Annotated in this window: 12 protein-coding genes; all 12 read right to left on the bottom strand. The window is 49.5% G+C overall.

All coding sequences use genetic code 11. From position 1 onward, the window contains the following. Positions 1-12: 12 nt before the first annotated feature. A complete protein-coding gene (locus tag M6D89_RS16705) occupies positions 13-933 on the bottom strand; it encodes a nucleotidyl transferase AbiEii/AbiGii toxin family protein (RefSeq protein ID WP_253969232.1) in 921 nt (306 codons plus the stop codon). Further along, positions 920-1,690, bottom strand: coding sequence for a type IV toxin-antitoxin system AbiEi family antitoxin domain-containing protein (locus tag M6D89_RS16700; protein ID WP_253969231.1), 771 nt, complete (start codon positions 1,688-1,690; stop codon positions 920-922). Before M6D89_RS16700 ends, M6D89_RS16705 begins: the two co-directional genes overlap by 14 nt. Before the next feature lie 161 nt (positions 1,691-1,851). Beyond that, entirely contained in the window at positions 1,852-2,259 is a 408-nt protein-coding gene (locus M6D89_RS16695; RefSeq protein ID WP_253969230.1) for a DUF6361 family protein, read from the bottom strand. Between the two features lie 129 nt (positions 2,260-2,388). Then, the gene (locus M6D89_RS16690) at positions 2,389-2,883 is read right to left on the bottom strand and encodes a dual specificity protein phosphatase family protein (RefSeq protein WP_253969229.1); all 495 of its coding nucleotides are present in this window, start codon (positions 2,881-2,883) and stop codon (positions 2,389-2,391) included. Between the two features lie 256 nt (positions 2,884-3,139). Further along, on the bottom strand, positions 3,140-6,826 hold the full coding sequence (locus tag M6D89_RS16685; RefSeq protein WP_253969228.1) for a hypothetical protein: 3,687 nt from the start codon (positions 6,824-6,826) through the stop codon (positions 3,140-3,142). A 48-nt stretch (positions 6,827-6,874) separates the two neighbouring features. Further along, entirely contained in the window at positions 6,875-7,855 is a 981-nt protein-coding gene (kwaB, locus tag M6D89_RS16680; protein WP_253969227.1) for an anti-phage protein KwaB, read from the bottom strand. Then, the gene (gene kwaA, locus M6D89_RS16675) at positions 7,852-8,436 is read right to left on the bottom strand and encodes an anti-phage protein KwaA (RefSeq protein WP_253969226.1); all 585 of its coding nucleotides are present in this window, start codon (positions 8,434-8,436) and stop codon (positions 7,852-7,854) included. Before kwaA ends, kwaB begins: the two co-directional genes overlap by 4 nt. Before the next feature lie 188 nt (positions 8,437-8,624). Then, complete coding sequence (locus M6D89_RS16670) at positions 8,625-9,104, bottom strand: hypothetical protein (RefSeq protein WP_253969225.1); 480 nt, start codon at positions 9,102-9,104, stop codon at positions 8,625-8,627. Positions 9,105-9,313: 209 nt separating this feature from the next. After that, complete coding sequence (locus tag M6D89_RS16665; protein ID WP_253969224.1) at positions 9,314-9,904, bottom strand: Wadjet anti-phage system protein JetD domain-containing protein; 591 nt, start codon at positions 9,902-9,904, stop codon at positions 9,314-9,316. After that, entirely contained in the window at positions 9,891-10,019 is a 129-nt protein-coding gene (locus M6D89_RS17505) for a DUF3322 domain-containing protein (RefSeq protein ID WP_418930365.1), read from the bottom strand. The genes M6D89_RS16665 and M6D89_RS17505 overlap by 14 nt, the downstream gene beginning before the upstream one ends. Before the next feature lie 162 nt (positions 10,020-10,181). Then, a complete protein-coding gene (locus M6D89_RS16660; RefSeq protein ID WP_253969223.1) occupies positions 10,182-10,967 on the bottom strand; it encodes a hypothetical protein in 786 nt (261 codons plus the stop codon). A gap of 248 nt (positions 10,968-11,215) precedes the next feature. Beyond that, a complete protein-coding gene (locus M6D89_RS16655; protein ID WP_253969222.1) occupies positions 11,216-14,989 on the bottom strand; it encodes a hypothetical protein in 3,774 nt (1,257 codons plus the stop codon). Positions 14,990-15,814 lie beyond the last annotated feature (825 nt).

Genomic DNA, 15,814 nt, shown 5'->3' with positions numbered 1-15,814 from the left:
GCTCCTTTCGGTTTACTCGTTTATACCCAATACCCGACGCAACTCGGCCAGTGAGGCCTCTCGCTTGCTGTCCGGCATCCTGGCAATATTGTTCAACTTCCACTGCACCGCAGGAAGGTTGCTCGCGCCTTCCAATCCCAACGCCGCCCAATTCGCAGAGCGCTGGTATAGACTCATTAAAAACTGCTTTTCCTGGTCTGTCAGAGTGGAGAGTACTGTATGCAGGGCCTGGCTTCCCGCCGCCTCAAGATCCTTAACGTTCACTTGTCTGAACGCCATGCCTTTAAATTCATTTTCAAACGTTGTTTGCAAAGGCCCCCAGCGCGGTTCAAGCAATTCTTCCATCGGTCTGGCATGACTCACCAAATAGACTAAAAAAGCCTTGCGGAGACTATCACCAATGCCCTCATTTTCGAGAAGCAACAGCACATCGAAAAAGTCCCTTGGGTGCTGCCGGTCCAGTGCTGCGCAGATCTTCCCCGCATACAAATCCGCAAAATCCACCACTGGCGCTTCTGCAAACCCAAACTGCTCCTCAACCGACTCCACTACGGGTCGGACTTGTGGTGTATGGAGCACGCCACGCAGTACGGGTGACAGCTCCACCTTAATCGACACGCCTTTGTGGCCAACAACCAGGCGCAAGGCGTCTGGCTTTTGTTCATAACTCTTTTTGACTGAAGTCCCTCGGAGCGCCTGCTCAATGGCCGCAGCAACGCGATTCAGGGCTTGATGAATTGCAGGCAGCGCTGACTGTCGATCGCCACCGCCCAGGTAGACCAAATCAATGTCTACCGAGAGTCGCGGGAGATCCCGAACAAATAAGTTAATGGCGGTACCGCCCTTGAGCGCAAAACACTCCTGCTCAAATACAAAAGGCAGCACTCGAACAAGCAGTTGCACCTGCCGGTAATAAGGATTATTCCGATCCATGAAATGACTCCGGCACCGTAATAAGGTAGGTTTGATCCAACTTGCCACCGGGCACTATGCTGCGCTTGCCAACGCCAAGGTCATAGCTCTCCGCGGAAAGGTGCTTGCGCCAGGGGTATTGATGACGATCGGCAAAGAAGAAAAACAAGCGTTTGACCTGCACGTGGCGACAGGCGCGTAACAGGGCATCCAATCGCCGGGGGGAGAGCGAGCTGAGCCCCTGCATCAGGTTGTCCGCATGCTCAAAACTCACCTCACTCGGCACTCCGGCCAGCATCTCAAAAAATGCCTGCTCTGGCGAAGCCAGCCGCCAAGACCAACCCGCCTCAGCCGTTTGCTCCCGCAAGCTTTTGGCCATCTGTAGCCCACGTTCATCCCATAAACGCACCGTACTGTGCCAGAAGAGCTCTACGTTTAACTTCAACTTGGGCAGCCAGCTCGGCTGCGCAGCGGCGGAGTATAGGTGCATCTGTGAATCAAAGTTGACGTAATGGCCCAGACCATGCTGATTCAAGGCCGACAAGCCACCGACATAGACAGCCGAAGGCAATATCCTGTCCAGCGAAGCTACTACTCCCTGCCAGCCCAGGGGGATCTCTGGCCGCGCCACAACACCCCGAGCTACGGCAACCAGCTTGCCGGATTTGAGGGCATTATCCAGTGAATGGCGGGAGACGCCTCGTTCTAGCAGCCATTGGCGAGTAGCCAATTGGCCTAACGGTAACCATTCGCTTAGATTGGGATGTGGCTTGGTCATGGCAAGAGGTTTACTTAATGCTATATATACGGCGTTTTTCGCCGCAAACTTGAGCTTGGTAGAACTATAGCATAATATTGGTTTATTAAAATATCGATTTGCGGCTTGTATCGCCGTACATTAACAACTTTTCAAACTTAAGTCTTTGGCTGCGCCAACAGCTATTCTTGCTGGTGCACGCAAGTCCCCCAGCGCGACAACGCAAACCAATACACGCTACTGGGCAACCGCACCAAGGAGGCTCGCGCCTGAACACCGATGACCCCGTCCTCCCCGGTAGCCGCCAAATGGTCTATCAATTCCACTTCTTTTTTGCGAGCGGCATCAACCACATCACCACCGGCGCCTCGGTGTTCCAAAGCTTGATACAGCCAGGGCACGAACAAGACGTACCGCAAACGCGTATGCAGCACCGACGTGCCGGGGAACAAGGCATCGGAAAAGGCATCACGCAGACTGCCTAACCCGAGCTCATCAACCGTACCTTGTTCGCTGAACAGGTCCAGAATGCCACGAAATTTTTCGCGGTCCGAGGAAGTGAGGTCCAGCCAACTAAGAGTTGCAGACATATGCACCCGCGCATCTAATCATCCGACACACCTTCCTGCGGCGATTAGGGCGTTGATATTTTGGTGCCCCCAAGTGTCTTTCAGAATTATCGTCATACTTTTGTTTGAGTCTCACACTTGCTTATTCGCTCATTTAGCCTGGATATAGCTATCCCAGTTCTTCACCAAAAAGCCCCGAATGCCCATTGCCATATCGCATGGGGGATATAAAGCCTTGAATTGTTGTTCAGCCTCCACAAAGCTGCTTTGTGCTATAAGTCCTTGCTTAGCGAGAAATAGCAAAGTAATACCAGCAGAACGACTCATCCCTTGATTGCAATGCACAAGTACCTGTTTTCCAGCGCTCAAGCTTTGGTCGATAAACAACAGCGCAGCATCTATGATTTCCTTCGGGATATATGCTGGATTATCAACATCAACCATGTTCAAAATCAAACGATTATCCCTAGTGGCTACCAAATATTCAGGATGGCTTTTGGGCGCACCGCGCCCCGTATAGCCGAGCGCCTGTCTATGATAGGGTTCCTTACAGGCATGGACTACACACCAACCTTCGGAAAATCGTACTTTACTTTCATAAGCCAACTGATCACCGACAAAAAGATTTTTTGTTACTTCGATCATTAGATAATCCTCTATAGGTGGGGTAAGCCCGCAAACCTTAACGGGTACTTGTCGAAATCATGGTCATATTGGGATTCATATTGCCGCTTTCCATCAATTCTTGGTCGTGTCGTGGCACAGCTTGTGGGTTTCCTCGACTTGTCCGAGATGGGTTGCAGTAACGCGCATGGTGGAAAGCTTCCTATGGGGTTAAATTCTAGGCGGTCGAGTTAGGCTTTCTATCTGGCAGAATCAAGATGCTGGCCTAGCAGGTCTTTTACGCCAACGTACGCCGCATGATTTCAAAACGAGTATCAGCAATCAGTGCTGCTGCTCCACCGGACTGGTCGCCACCTGCGTTCAATATCTCAATATCCCTACGTGTACCCGCGTGAATAATTATAGAAGCAGCAATTTGGAGTGCTTTCCTAGACTTGTTCGAGCGAAGCCACTGCTTGAGGATCGCGAGAATATTCTCTCTGCTACGCCCATGGTCGAGATGACGATCAACCCAGTGATCAAGCCAATGTGGCCTGTCATATGTGAGTTCCTTGTCGAGTTCGGCAAGTAAATGCAAATCATTCAGGCCAACCCGCTCTTTCCATTCTCCCAAGCGTGAGTCGAGATATTCACGGCGCAGTCTTATCCATCCTCTCTCATTACATACTTCCCAGAATTGATGGATTGAAGACTCCGAAAGGTAATCAAGATAAGGAATGAGCGCTTGAATCTGGTCAATACGTGTTACTCCTGCGCGTCCCGTAGTTTTGATCCCATAATGCATGTCGATATGCTTAAACATATCTTCTGGAGCGGGGCACTCTCGGATCGTCTCATCTACTAGGGTCAACAAGCGCGGTGTAGCTGCATAAAAGGCGGCTTGTACATAATTTGGCGAGAATCTCATAAATTCCCAGTGCTTGAGCAGAATGTCTTCAAGCACTGAAGTTTCTTGCTCCATGATCAACTCAGAAATAATCCATGCGGATTGCTGGGAGTCTCCCCAGGTCGGACTTGTAGACTTTTCCAGCCGATCCAGATATTCATGGAGTGTGGCAGTTAGGGAATCAGACCAGATATGCCGTGCTGATTGCCACCAGCTACCATGTTGGTCATCGTCAGTTAGGAGCTTCTCGATAAATGCTGGTATCGCGGTTTGATCTGATCGCTCCAGTCGTGCTCGGAGTATGCTGTCTGCTAGCTCGCCAGAGTCCTTCTGAGACCTAAGGAGCTGGGTATCTTCAGGAGCAATTGTCGAGGCCCATAGCCCGAATGCGTGCTTTCGCAAATGTTTGTCGTGAACTTCACTTGTCCAAATTTCCTGAAGTCGCACACGGGATTGCTTGGACATCGTACTATTTCGCTCTCTTTGCCAACGTCTCCAGTGATCCTTCACTGTGCTCTGAAAGATATCGAAACCATTAGTTCCTTCCAATTCTCTCGATCTTTCGGCCATGTAGCCCACAAGGAAAGTAACAGCTTCCGGGTGATCCATGCCGTGGAGCATATATATGACGGGCCAGCGCAAATCATCGTCAGAGGCGCGTTTTATAAAGAATCTCAAAGCCGGTTTGGGCAGAGACCGCCAAAATGCCCAGGCAACATGGTGGGCAGCGAGTGAGTTCCGGGGCGAGGGCATGCCGTTACTTTCTGGGTCGTCTGGCAGCTCTGCCCATGCATCGCAAATTGGTGAGAGCAACTTTTCTGTTTGATCTCCTCCGCACTGCGCAGCGGCCCAGAGGTAGTCATCTAAATGTTTCGCCCTCTGGACGTCGGAGTTCCAGCAGGCTTCAATAGCCGGAGCCAAGGAGGTATCGGCTAGATGACCCGCCAATCGAAGTCCTCCCACGATACCCGTATCTTTAGTTTGAGGATTTTCGAGAAGCGCTTCCAGCTTTTTTGTGAGATTTGGGCCAAAATTAAGTTTTGCATGCTCTATCGCCCGATCTCGCCACAGCGCTCCAGAGCCTGGCTCTATCGAAGCGCATAATTTTACGCCGGATTTCAAATCCCCATTTCGTAAACCAGCGATATTTGCAGACCACGAACGATCCTTAAAATTAGGCAGGATTTTGAGAACATAGGATGATTTCGTTTCAGATAGCACTCCAAGTGCAGCATGCCTCAGGGATTGGTAGGTACACGAATGAGATTCTTTTTCCGTCAGCCACCGGTCTATGGCTTTGATTGTCGCATCATGTGAAGGAAATGACGGTGCTCGAAAAGACTGTAAGGCGTAGAAGAGTGCAAGAGGATTCAGTTCGCGAGCCAGCTCTACGACAGACACTGGCGTGGCCGCATCTGCCAACGCGGCTCCGATTATATCCGCAAAATAGGGGTCTGAGAATATATCCTCTTCAAGGTCGTTGTTTTTTATGGCAGAAGCTGCGGCGTCCACCAGAAGCCACTTTCGGACGCGATCATGCCGGAATACGATTTGTGAGTCTTGGTTGGAATTTGTAAGGCGGATCACTTCACCGTATTTCGTCTGCTCTCGCAATGATGCTAGCAGGTCAGTCGAATTGCTAAACCAAGAGAGTACATCGTCCCATTTGGGAGCCATTTGTTTTTGCTTCAACATCGCCCTCGCAAAGGCGAGAAGGGAGGCTCGGTACTCATTTGCCATATACGCCCCTGTTTGAGAAACGCGCTCGGTGCTTTGGGAGACAAAAGTTGAAATCACGTTGGTTGGCGCTGTTGTGGAATTTAGATCGTGCAGGCCGATCAACAGGGGATCGCAGCCAAGAGCTTCAGCGATTGAATCGGCATCAAGTTCTGACAGTTCAATGTTTGCACGGGCTGCGCGTTTTAAGATGGCTGTGCGAGCTTCTTGAGGGGTAAAGGTGTTTAATCGGCGAGTTAGTGGCTCAATCCGCTTGCGAGTATCGTCTCCAAGGCCGCTGAGCAGCTCAGGCCATATTGGGCACATGATGCGCCAATTTGGACGCTGATCGCTGGTTTTTATACTCGCAGACCATTTTGCTAGCCGCTCGATTAGTACCGAGCTTTGCCCAGACCTAGAGATGTCCTCTACTGTTATTAGAAGAGGTAAGTCTGCGGAGCACAAAGTGCGTGCTTGTGAGCCCGCCCCTTCAGCAAGAGTGGGGTGAAGCTGACGTAGCGTGGCATCAATGGCTTGGTCCAACGTTATTGAAGTTGCCAGAACTTCATGAGGGAGGACCAAACAGCAGCCGCCCAGGGCAAGGTGGCGTGCCAGATGTCGGTAGCATGCAACGCTTTTTCCGAATCCGGACTCTCCGGCAAGAAACCCAATGGGAACGGGCAGATTCTGAATTACTGTATCGGCGCTGGCCCGCGCTATCTGCTCCTGCTCTCTGTCTGGCGATTGATGAGCTGTAAGACTTTTCCGCCCCAGTTCCCTCAGCAGGTCGTAGGATAGCTTTTCCTGAATAATGCCAAGATATTTCCTTCGGAGCCATTGCCCGTTCGGGTTGTTATCAAGGAATTCGGCAATACGAGAACGGGACCAGATATCGAGCGTAATTTGGTGGGAGGCTGCCATGTGCTCGGCTTCGCGGGTCACATCTTCCGGCGGCTCCTCATTTGTGGTCAGAGCCAGCGTCACGTGTAGGTCGGGTGACTTATTTCGCTCCTCTACAACGATAGAAACAGTTTTGACCAAGTCACCGGGTTGCGCCGTGGATTTGCCGCCCTTCGGTGTCTTAACCGTCGTTGGATCGAGGAGCCACTTCTTCCTGAGATCGGCTTGTTTGCAGGTTGTATGATGGACTGCCACCATGTGCCGTGGATCAGCATTTGGGACAAACGAAATGGCATCAACTGGCGATTTAACAGGTTTACCTTCCGCGTTCGTTCCTGGCTGGGTCAGGTTGTTATATAGATCGGAGCGAGCTTCGCGAAGCACTGCTGCGGCAAGATGCTCAAATAATCCTGCGTCCGTAACCTGCGATAGCTCGAGGGCAGTTTCGTTGAAATGGCTCATGCTTTTTTGCCACGCTCCTCAGGTTATGAATAGACGGTTCCGATGCCGTCAGTTCCCTTGCAGATCGCCTTGCGGCTCTTCCTCATCCACACTGTCTTTTGCCACACTGGCATAGTGCAAGTTCGTGAGTTCCGAGGTAAGAAAGTCATCCATCAATAGCTTGATGAGCAGATCCTGAGAAACCTTGGTGTCTAGGACTATTTTGTCCTGCCCTTCATTAAATCGAATTCTCCCGGATAGATTTGGAAAGGTCTGGCAAAACCTGAGGATGTTCTCATTGGAAACGCCTGCTTTCAGCACAGGAGATGACCTCGCGATCTTCGTCAGCCTTCTCGCATATTTGACATCATCCAGCAGCTCATGAAGCACTTCCGGATTCTCGATAAGGCTGATGGACTCAATAGCGGTGACTCCCAGCGCCGCTTCTTTTTTAATGACATCGTGAAAGCCAAAACTTCTTTCCAGTGTCTCAAGATCAATCACCAACAGAGAGCCGTTGATTCTGAGCATCTGAAACCCGGCGCTCACCCGGAGAAATTCGTCATTGATTTTCTCAAGCCGGGTGGCCGCTTTTTTCAGAAAAAAGCTCATTCTGCCAAAGATATTGACGGGGGCCATGGTTTTGTACAGCACCATCTGGCCCACATTGTTACCGATCTCGATCAACAGCGCCTTGATGGAGGAAAGACTCTGATCGTTCAAATCAAGCAAAGGCAGATTGTCCTGAGCAATGACGGTTTCCAGTGCAGCCAACTCCTCGGGAATTTCAAGGTCATACACATAGACTGCATCGAGACGCTCATCCGAGGATGAAAGGTTGAGCAAAGGCAACTCATCCCGGTCAGATATATTGTCGCGCAGGCTTTGAATAAAGAGTGCTTTTAGGCCACCCAGGGCATCGGCTTCAATATCCAGTTTGACCGGGGCAGTATTATCCTGATCCTTGAGAATGGCATACACAGAAACGCCGATATCGTCGTATTCATCATAAAACGCCTGTAAGGACGCCTTGAGATCAGCTACATTCATACTTTTGCACCCTTTACATAGTAAATTCGTTCATCCAACTTTATGTAAGAAACTTTTTGATTTTCTACTAACCTGCTTCGACAAATCAAAACAATCCCGTCACGCTCACCATTCTTGAAACTTCCGCTGGCTCTGTAGATGTGAAAACCGAGAAGTGCTAACGATGGATTGGCGTAAAAGAGATCCGTTTTTATGTAGATAAACCCCATAACCACCAAAAGAAGAGCTAGTACAATCATTTGTCTACCGCTACCAAAGTCGAAGCTGATTAGCGGTACAACATAAGTTGCTAGGAATGTCAGGTGCTCATAATTTATGTCTTCGATTTTGGTAATCTCAAATGGTATGTCCGTCGCTCCGCTCAACTCAAAGTCAAAGCGAAGGTAAGCCCAAAAGCAATACAGTAGCGCCAACATTGAAACAATTGGCAAAGGGTTATTTGCTGCTAGAAGCTTCCACGAAGCTAATTCCCTGTAGGAAAAAGATGATTCTGGAAGCTTAGCTGAAATCACTAGAAAGAAGACGAAAAGCAAGCCTAGAGAAAGCAGATAAAGGTCAATTTTTCGTCGGGTATTATTCATATTCCCTCTCACACATTAATAATGGTTACAACAAGAACTTCCCGCCCCCTCTAACTCGTTTCCAATCTTCGCTCTAACGGGTCACACAGGGTTATCAACTGATCGCTCTAGCGGGAGAGCGAAAACAAATGGCCTCCAACTACCCCTTCATCTTTGCTGTGCGCACAGCTAGATCTCGATTCTACTGGCTACCTGTAAGCGTTCACTTTTTGGATCATGGGCTTGTATTGTACTACGTGCACTGTCTTTCGAATTGTTCGATACAAGCTGTCCGGGCGGTGAAAGTTGAACACTTCACGGGAGCGCGGACTGGGGTCCTGGCCATTGGTGAAGCGGGTGATTACGCCCGTGCTCTCGTACACATAGGGCAGAGGGCCGCCTTTGTTGACCCACTTCAGGTTGGCAGCGGCGTAGGCCTGGGATTGCAGCTCCACAGTGGTGATTTTGTGGCCCCAATCCTCGGGTTTGGCTTCAATGACGCCCACGGCCACTTTGTCGACAAACAGCACGTAATCGGCAGGGCCGACGTCGGTCTGGTACTCGCGCACCGCTATGCCGCGCCCGGCGCTGAAGTCGATGGCGTTTTTGCCTTGGACGACCCAGCCGGCCTGCTCAAGCTGCCGGTCGATGCGGTCCCGCGCTCGCTGTTCGGGGTTTTGATTGACCATCCGGTCACCTTTTTATCTGGTTGCGTTTTATACAGCCAGACAGCCCCGTTGCGCTTTACACCGGGCCACGTCCTTTTTGCTGATGGCGTCTGTTATATCATAGATACGGGGTATCGTCAGGGCTATGAAGGCCCCAGTAGCTTCACTAGTGCTTCTGTCACTAGCATGGCCCGGCAAGTGAAGCGGCAAGGCACTGGTATTTACGACGCTTACGCCTTTAACCAAGCGCGCAGCGCACGCTCTACCGCATTCTGGGGTAAGTATTCTTGCTCTAATCGCCCTCGCTCCTGACTCAATAGGTAGCAGTAAAAACTCGCCTCTTTGTCGGTCAAGCCATCCGGTGCTGTCGACTGAGCGGTAACGGGCTCAGGCACTGCGCTGCCAGCGGCATACTGGTCAAACAGCGACCGACTCATCAGCAGTGGCGTTAACCCCGGGCAGTAGCTCCGGGCCCGGGCGAGCATCAGAAGCCCCCAGGTATCCATATCGCCCCAGTAACCCAGTTTCTTTTCCCTCCACTGAGGAGCACTCAACCACTGCAAGTCCAGCCCGGCGCCCAGGATGGCGACCGTGTCGGGCAGGTCGGGCAACAGGTGCAGGCAACGTTCGTTTTCGACAATCAACACCTGTGCACCGGGCAAGGCCGTTTGGGCCAGCTCTGAGGTGGTCAGCCTCAGGCGCTTGAAGGGCAAAAGAGCCTCGGACAGTGGCGCTATCAACACCCAGTGATCGCTCTGGTCTAAAGCGTCCAGAAAAGTTGTCAGGCCCTGCTCACTGGCGGCATTGTCAAATGCGCTCATCCAGCAATCGCACTAAAAGCCTGCCGTTACGCTCAAAAAACTTGGTGTCCACGCCGTGACCGGTAAGCAAGCGCAAAGGGTGGCCTTCGGCGCAGCCGGGGGATGAGGATAGCACTGGATTATTGAGAAAAGCAGCAAATACACCGCTAACCAGTAAGGCCGTACGGCAAGGGCTGAGAAAAAGGCTTTTCACCGCCGGGAGAAGCTTACGAAAGGTGTATTAGCTGAGATTCATGCAGACTGCTTTCAACATTCTCCCAAAATGAAACGGATGCTTTCATTTAAACCTTAGCGGAAGTGGCTTGCTATATAATTCTTCAATCGAAAAATATTCATCAAAATCACCAGCGGATATTAACTCCAAAAACTCTTTCTCATCAAATAATCGAACAATCTCCTTCACAACAAAGCTCGAGCTCTTTCGTTTATTTCCTACATACACACTAGTTCCTACGAGCTCTGCATATCTCAACTCAGCGCGAGCCCTATCCAATGATTGCCTTAAAGATCCAGTCGGATCAAACGTAGCTGATATTTCACCCCATCCATTGCAGTTGATAAGAACGCACCGAGACTTTGTACTCGAAACAGAATCGACTCTATAGATTCCCGTTTCCCGAGCATGAGACTCTAGCACTGGAGAGATCATAGGAATATGAATAACATGCGGATCACCCAGAAATTCAGCTTCAACTTCAATATCCCGCTCGTGACTAGAAATTATCTTTCTAATATCTCTACCAATTTTCGACTCGGACACTGGTCGACGCAACTTATCCAAAACAGACTCAATCACAGCATTCATAAACTGAGCACGATCCCCGTCGCTATCAAATAGCCCTGCGCCATAAAGCAGTTTTGAAAGATCGCTCCTCTTCAGCTCGAGACTGACTCCACCTTCGCTACATATAGAAAATGCGGATGCAGTTGGGTAATCAGACAAACCTAGATCCTGTAAAATTTTCTTTGCCATCTCTTGTAACAACCGATGCTTCCCACTCAACAGACCGAGCTCATCATCTTCTTCATTGCCGCCATAAATTTTAACAATTATTTGATTCACCACCCTACCCTCACCGATAACAAGATGCAGCATAACAACCGTTCAAACAGTTAATACCAAAGGGGGAGGCATTATTCAACCTTCTAATTATCGTGCATTTTTTGGCTCTATGACTATAGAGGCATGACCATCATGGCGATATAGACATATCAGTTAAGAAAATTATTGATTATGCCGTTAACATGGTATTCGAGAGTGAAATTTACGAGGAAAACAAGGGTCATCTATGATGATACAACCATGATCTTTTAATTCATGGATGAAGAAATTACAAAAAACAGTCTGTTAATTTGTTTTTTTGTGGAGAGGGATCCGCCTACGCGCTTGAGATTCAGACAGATAGACCGCTTTCTCGTTTTTGTGCCTTTTCCTAAACGATGATAACGAGGCCGAACCGATTCCTCTATCACACCCAATCCCTTCAAATGCTCAATTGTTTGACTATCGCGATCCACTCGACCTATAACCCGGAAACTGGCCCGTTCAATCACCATATCAAGAGCCATCAAACATCTTAAAAAGCATATTAGATCTTCAAAATCATAAAAGAAGTAGCTTGTACTTGATGTATGATATGAACCAGCCCACGACAAAACTGCGCGCTCAACTACCCCACCATCAATAGAATTGATTTTATTCAGAGCTTTATCTATATTTTGCCACTCCGTCATATTACGGAATTCACCATCGGAGGCTAGCGCCAGACCTGAATTTAGCGAGAAGCGTTCATACCCCGAAACCCGCTCCATTTTAACGCCCGCCTTTATGACGGCACGCACAACATCAGTATCCACTCCGGTGCGCCTTGCCAAGAGACTGAACTCCTCCCGATACATTGAGTATCTCACGAGAATTCGATGCCTGACCCCAAATAAAATACTCTGCTGAACGCGAGTGTCAGGAACGACAATCTGAAAAGATCTAGCGCCCTGTACTGGATACACAGGAGTGCCATCCTCTCCAAGCTCCAGCATCATCCACCTTTGTACGGCACTGGCCTCTCGCTCCACCTGTGAACGCTGCCTCTTCTTACGCACAGCAGATTCACTCCTTCCTAACACAAGTGCCATAAGGCGATCACTAGGAGCTGGTTCCAATGGAAAGGAAGTTCGATCCTTTCCCAAATCAAAAACATGTACATAACTATGCAAGGTAGTGGCCATATCCGCATGCCCCAAAAGATCACTGATAGCGCGAAGACTAAGCACCCCCTGCAGAGATTGATTTTTTGAGATGCCAGCCAGATCAGCAGGGTCGAGAGGCTCCAATAGAGCACGAGCAATACTGTCAGCTGTCGATTCACCACTCTCAGTCAACACCATCAATCGACTCGCATAGCCATGACGCAGATGGTGAAACCGCAATCGACTGTCACCCGACGCTTGCTTTAATACAGAGTTGACGATTTTACCTATACGGAATTCATCTATAAGAACATTTCGCGCGGGATCCATACATAACAGCCTAGAGCCCGCCTCACCGCTCTCCCCTGTCGACTCGACCGTCGAAAGCATTGAATCCACAAGAGACTTTTCAACCCCAGACAAACTACCGATGAGGGGTATTATTCTAGTAGCGCTAGGTGTTTTTAATCGACGACGGCTATTTTCACACACCCGAACATACAAGCCTGCGGACGTGTCCACAATTAGGTCTCGTTCGGTAAGGTAATATGCCTCTGACCACCTCAAACCAAATCTAAAACCTAAAAAAAGCAACCAAGCGGAAAATCTAAATTCGTAGTTATTCGCGTGATGCTTGACTAAGAACTCGACCGCCGACTGATATTCATCAAAGGTAACTATATTGACATCGACCCGTGAAGCTATATTTTTACTTCCAGCCGTCGCAAAAATATCGTCCCAAACGATTTCCGGAGCATTCCAATTCTCCATAAGATAAACATGGAAGTCGTACAACCTGGAAGCCAGAGAGCTCATCCCGCCTATAGTAGAACCCTCTATGGCACCAAGATAAGCCTGCGCCCACTCATCTTGGTCATACTGCAGCACAAGATCACCTGCCGAGCTTCGGAGACTTTTGGCAATAAGGCTGACGTATTCCACTATTGTTTTTGCCTGAATAGCGTTCTTATAGCGTGTTTTATTTTCGCACAGCCAAGCACCCCAATACCCGATCAACTGCCCTAGCGCAGGAAGTGAATACTGTTTCAAATATTTTTTTATGTGACGGGACAGGTACGCTCGCTCCTCTTTTAAAGAGAGCGATGAGCCCACAATTCGTTCCGAATTTTTATTGTCGCGAATATATCCATCAATTGAATCACGACTCATGGCCTCTCGAAGCGTAACAATAAAACTGGATATTGATTTTATGGGATCAGTGCATTCACGTGAGCTAAGTTGGATTTCTGGCCCTGAAACCACATTAGCCTCAAGTTCAAAAGAGCTATCCAGTGGCTTTCGATAAAGCAATCGAGTCAAAACCTTTAAGTCGATTGCTGTTTGTTTTAGCAAGCCCACCGCCACAGCATGTATAGGTCCAGAGGATTCCAGCCGTGAAATGGCTAATACATCGCGAGACAAGCTTGCGAACAATTGTTTTAAGTTCTGATGGGCAAGCCCTAAATGCCTGGCAACTCGCAACAGCTCAAGACGTCCAGACGTACCGTTACTGTGGGCGCTTGACAATAGCATCCTGGAGAGTGCTGCCGAGTAGGCATCAATCGGGATTGCATTCAAATCCTCACTGCGTTCTGTGGATATTTTTAATAAAAAATTATTCTTTACTTGTATTAGAGTACATTGATTAGCCTGAGCCGCCTCAAAAACATTAACGGTTGACAACCCCGACATGAAAGCTAGAGTAAAAATGCGAAAAGCAAGAGATTCTTCATAACTTAAATCTTTACGCTGTTTTGCTCGCTCCTCCAGTAACTCAAACAATTTTTGACGATGAGATGCTGCCACCTGGTATCTCTGCAAGTCTCGCCGCCCCCAAACTGAGGGCTCCAAACGCTCTGAGCGACTCCAGATCAAGTTAGTAATTTGGGGGTTATCTCTGGACCTCTTCGCTAAATACCTCGCAAATAGCTCAAAGGCGTATTTTAGGGGTACGCTTTTGGCCTTTAGTGTTTCAATTAACTGGTCCCTGAGGTTCTGCATTTTAGCCTCAGAGGAATAAAAGCTCTGCCCCTCACGCTCTAGTGAGCTGACAGTCTCTCTGATAATCGATTTGGCCTCTCTGCGCTTGCTATCTCGCCATTTGAACCGCAGCTCTGGGCCCAGCTCACGCCCTACATCGATAAAGTCTGGAAGACCGTCATCCCAACCATATTGGGGACGAAACTTGCTGGTCACTGCCGTCCACCCCGCGGACAGCAATGCTGGATTAAGTCGCTCAGACACGGCCGCACGTATCTCTAGCTGTGACTCCCGGCAGAAACGGCCGTTCGGTAGGACTGCAGTTTCCATATGCCCCATACAAGAGGCGACCAACCAAGCAGGGGCATTCCTACTGACGAGCTCGGTAGCCAGCCATTTACGATTAATATTGGGAGGAGCGTGGGAATAACGACTGGAAATTCGGCTTAGCGCCTCATAGCCCACCCCCGCTACGCCATCCTTAGTCAGATAGAAGAAAAATGGTAGTGCTGATGCGAAACTGCCTGACAAGCTGCTCTCGAGAGCAGTCCTCAATTCTTTATTACGCCTGGGCCGTAGGTAATTAACCACCTGCGCGAGGTGATCCAGGTAATATCGAAGCTGCTCGCACGCAACATCGGGCAGGTACGCTACCCTGTAGCGCCTTGCTTCATTCGTGGCCTTGTCATCTATAATGACTAGACCAGCCTTTTCGTCCAACTGAGCCCTGTAGCAAAACACATCATCGACCGGGCGATGACCAGAAGCAAACATCAATAGAGACACCACATACTCTGTGTAGGCATTGTGGTATTTAACTAAGTCTCTCCGGTTTACTGATGCGAGTTCTGACTTTAAGCCCGCCGCCAACTGTGACGCTGCCTCTTTAGGGGATACCCAGCTTTTATCCTCGCTCACGGCCAGAGCTCCTCACGCGCCTCGCGGTAGCACTCAAGTAGCTGCATGGAGTCCACAGACACATAATGAATCAGAACAGGCGGTCTCTCCTCTACGCCTCCCGTGAGGAGATAAACAGCCAGAGCCCCTAGGGGCGAGAGCGACAGCTGCTTTCTCAGCGAATGCCGTACGCGCGATTCCGTAAGGTTAAATCGACCGCTATCTCTAGCGCTTGACAAAATGCTCCGACATTTTTCGAGAATTAGGCTCTCAGACTCAAACCCCGCGGGCATTGATAACTGGCCTTCTGGACTAACATGGCGGCTCAACCAGCGTTCCAGCTCTGACGGCAAAGACAGGTGTATTGACCGGCAAACCTCCTTAGGCCCCGCCGCCAATCCGTGAACAACTATGCCAGCAATGTCCGTTTCAGGAAAAACCCGAACAAACTCTCCTGCCACGGTAACCTCATTCCCCGCCCAGTCTCGTAACAGCTGAGCCAAAGAACTCGACGTTAAATAGCTTAATGAGAGCAGGCCACCACAAAACTCTAGGAGTTGATCTTGAGACGCTAAACAGCTTTTAAGTACCTCTGTGAGTCTCCGGCACTCAGGGGGAACCAACACTCCCCGGTTGACTGCAGACACCAACGTTGATTGCTCCAACCAATACGCTGATTTTCGCCTTTTTTGTTGCAGCTCGACATCAAAACCAAACTCTGTCTGATCAACCACTTGCTCGAAGACCGTACTCACCTCTGGCTCGCCACTGGCATCAAAACCCTCATGAAGCGGCTCGAGAACTTCATAAAGCCCCTCCACCGCTAGTTCAGGGTCTGCCATGGTA

Source organism: Gilvimarinus xylanilyticus, assembly GCF_024195295.1.
In the GTDB taxonomy this organism is placed as follows: domain Bacteria; phylum Pseudomonadota; class Gammaproteobacteria; order Pseudomonadales; family Cellvibrionaceae; genus Gilvimarinus; species Gilvimarinus xylanilyticus.
This window is presented reverse-complemented; position numbering and strand designations above follow the sequence as displayed.

Excerpts from the sequence above, each read along its gene's own strand:
- M6D89_RS16705 (WP_253969232.1), bottom strand. The coding sequence starts at position 933 with ATGGATCGGAATAATCCTTATTACCGGCAGGTGCAACTGCTTGTTCGA.
- M6D89_RS16700 (WP_253969231.1), bottom strand. The coding sequence starts at position 1,690 with ATGACCAAGCCACATCCCAATCTAAGCGAATGGTTACCGTTAGGCCAA.
- M6D89_RS16695 (WP_253969230.1), bottom strand. The coding sequence starts at position 2,259 with ATGTCTGCAACTCTTAGTTGGCTGGACCTCACTTCCTCGGACCGCGAA.
- M6D89_RS16690 (WP_253969229.1), bottom strand. The coding sequence starts at position 2,883 with ATGATCGAAGTAACAAAAAATCTTTTTGTCGGTGATCAGTTGGCTTAT.
- M6D89_RS16685 (WP_253969228.1), bottom strand. The coding sequence starts at position 6,826 with ATGAGCCATTTCAACGAAACTGCCCTCGAGCTATCGCAGGTTACGGAC.
- kwaB (WP_253969227.1), bottom strand. The coding sequence starts at position 7,855 with ATGAATGTAGCTGATCTCAAGGCGTCCTTACAGGCGTTTTATGATGAA.
- kwaA (WP_253969226.1), bottom strand. The coding sequence starts at position 8,436 with ATGAATAATACCCGACGAAAAATTGACCTTTATCTGCTTTCTCTAGGC.
- M6D89_RS16670 (WP_253969225.1), bottom strand. The coding sequence starts at position 9,104 with ATGGTCAATCAAAACCCCGAACAGCGAGCGCGGGACCGCATCGACCGG.
- M6D89_RS16665 (WP_253969224.1), bottom strand. The coding sequence starts at position 9,904 with ATGAGCGCATTTGACAATGCCGCCAGTGAGCAGGGCCTGACAACTTTT.